This is a genomic window from Gordonia sp. (in: high G+C Gram-positive bacteria) (genome assembly GCF_012515855.1).
Lineage (GTDB): Bacteria > Actinomycetota > Actinomycetes > Mycobacteriales > Mycobacteriaceae > Gordonia.
This window is the reverse complement of the sequence record NZ_JAAYXO010000257.1, coordinates 1-1,942: the sequence shown is the minus strand read 5'-3', so window position 1 is coordinate 1,942 and position 1,942 is coordinate 1. Positions and strand designations below refer to the sequence as shown.

The following is a 1,942-nucleotide window of genomic DNA, read 5'->3' as shown; positions in this document are numbered from 1 at the left end:
CGCGCAGGCCGCCGCGGGAATGAGGATCAGGGACTTCAGCTTCATGAGAGGTCACCTTACAGACCGGACCGGACCGGCCGGTGGCCGTGCGGCGACGCGGGGCGGCCGTCGTCGACGGGTACTTTCCATACCCGAAAGTAGGGTACTAAATACCCTGGTCACAGCCGCTTGGTATAGTGGTAGAGCCTTACGGCGCCGCAACGTACAGCTTTCTGGGCGGTGAACACCTCCTAAGGTCGGACTCTTGTTGTCGATCCGCTCGCTCATCGTGCGCCACCCGCGCCGCTCTGCGATTTCACCGTTCCACGGACCTGTTGTGCGTCGCGTCGTTGATTGAAATCTATGGAGATACGGAACGTGGAGGTCGATATGACACGAGTGGCGATCATCGGAGCCGGACCGAGCGGAATGGCCATGCTGCGCGCCTTCGAGGCTGCGCGCGCCGCCGGCGCCGAGGTCCCGGAGCTGGTCTGCTACGAGAAGCAGACCGACTGGGGCGGTCAGTGGAACTACAGCTGGCGGACCGGACTGGACCAGTACGGCGAGCCGGTGCATTCGAGCATGTACCGCAATCTGTGGTCGAACGGCCCCAAGGAGGGTCTGGAGTTCGCCGACTACACCTTCGACGAGCACTTCGGCCGGCCGATCTCCTCGTACCCGCCGCGCGAGGTTCTGTGGGACTACATCGCCGGCCGGGTGGAGAAGAGCGATGTGCGCAAGTACGTGCGCTTTGAGACCGCGGTGCGCTGGGTGCGCTACAACGAGGAGACGCAGGACTTCATCGTCGTCAGCCAGCATCTGCCGACCGGCGCGGACTCCGTCGAGACCTTCGACTACGTCGTCGTCGCCAGCGGACACTTCTCGTTCCCGAACTTCCCGGAGTTCGCCGGCATCGAGACCTTCCCGGGTCTGGTCACCCACGCCCACGACTTCCGCGGGGCCGAGGGCCTCAAGGACAAGGACGTGCTGGTGATCGGCTCGAGCTATTCGGCCGAGGACATCGGCAGCCAGGCCTACAAGATGGGCGCCGAGTCGGTCACCGCCAGCTACCGCAGCGCGCCGATGGGCTATGACTGGCCGGACGGCTTCAGCGAGCGGCCGTGCGTGCAGCGCTTCGACGGCAACACGGTGCACTTCGCCGACGGCTCCACCAAGGACGTCGACGCGGTCATCATGTGCACCGGCTATCTGCACAAGTACCCGTTCCTGCCGGACGATCTGGGCCTGGTCTCGCCGAACAACGTCTACCCGGAGGGCTTGTACCGGGGAGTGGTGTGGGACCGCAATCCGCGCCTGTTCTACGTCGGCGCGCAGGACCAGTGGTTCACCTTCAACATGTTCGACGCACAGGCCTGGTACGTGCGGGATCTGATCCTGGGCCGCATCCAGATGCCGGAGCGGGACGAGCGCGCGGCGTCGATGGCCGAGTGGAAGCAGCGCTTCGAGGCGATCGGCGGCGCCGCCGACGAGATCCGCTTCCAGGGCGAATACGTCAAGGATCTGATCGCGCAGACCGACTACCCGAGCTTCGACGTCGACGGCGTCGTCGAGATCTTCCTGGCCTGGAAGCAGGACAAGGCCGGCGACATCATGGGCTACCGCGACTACACCTACAAGTCGGTGATGACCGGGACGCACAGCGTCAAGCACCACACCCCGTGGGTGGAGGAGCTCGACGACAGCCTCGAGCGGTACCTGCACGCGACCGTCTGACGGTTCGGCGTCTCCGCGGTAGCGCGCTGTCGATAGTCGACACTGATCTACCGCGGAAAGCACAGCGACGACGAACGGCCCGCCACTCTTCGAAGAGTGGCGGGCCGTTCGTCGTTCGATCAGCAGATCAGATCAGATGATCAGCAATCGTAGTAGAGCTGGAACTCGTAGGGGTGCGGGCGGACCTGCACCGGCTCGATCTCGTTGTCCCGCTTGTAGCTGATCCAGG

Annotated in this window: 2 protein-coding genes; one reads left to right on the top strand and one right to left on the bottom strand. The window is 64.5% G+C overall.

From position 1 onward, the window contains the following. The first annotated feature begins 369 nt into the window (after nt 1-369). A complete protein-coding gene (locus GX543_RS17800) occupies nt 370-1,713 on the top strand; it encodes an NAD(P)/FAD-dependent oxidoreductase (RefSeq protein ID WP_290853869.1) in 1,344 nt (447 codons plus the stop codon). A 140-nt stretch (nt 1,714-1,853) separates the two neighbouring features. Here GX543_RS17800 and GX543_RS17795 read toward each other — a convergent pair. Further along, nucleotides 1,854-1,942: hypothetical protein (locus GX543_RS17795; RefSeq protein ID WP_290853871.1), on the bottom strand; the 89-nt coding region annotated here is incomplete at its 5' end.

Excerpts from the sequence above, each read along its gene's own strand:
- GX543_RS17800 (WP_290853869.1), top strand. The coding sequence starts at position 370 with ATGACACGAGTGGCGATCATCGGAGCCGGACCGAGCGGAATGGCCATG.